The sequence below is a fragment of the Variovorax sp. 05N34 genome (assembly GCF_056397405.1).
Window position 1 is genome coordinate 1 of sequence record NZ_JBFTNI010000036.1, and the last position, 366, is coordinate 366.

The window sequence follows — 366 nt, forward strand, 5'->3', positions numbered from 1 at the left end:
TGCGGTGGCACGCGCGCAGCACGCGGTCAAGGAACTCGCGCAGAAGCTCACCGAGCATGGCGTGACGGTCAAGTACGCGATCCACCCGGTCGCAGGCCGCATGCCCGGGCACATGAACGTGCTGCTGGCGGAGGCGGAAGTGCCCTATGACCAGGTCTTCGAGATGGAAGACATCAACGGAGAGTTCGGCCAGGCCGACGTGGCGATCATCCTGGGCGCCAACGACGTGGTGAACCCGGCAGCGCTGCAAAAGGGCACATCCATCTACGGCATGCCGATCCTGGAGGCCTACAAGGCCAAGACAGTGATCGTGAACAAGCGCAGCATGGCCGCGGGCTATGCAGGCCTGGACAACGAGTTGTTCTA

General features: G+C 63.1%; 1 protein-coding gene. It reads left to right on the forward strand.

Annotated elements, in window-relative coordinates:
* The coding region (locus AC1DMA_RS30140; protein ID WP_478146480.1) for an NAD(P)(+) transhydrogenase (Re/Si-specific) subunit beta at window positions 1-366 on the forward strand (366 nt) is incomplete at both ends.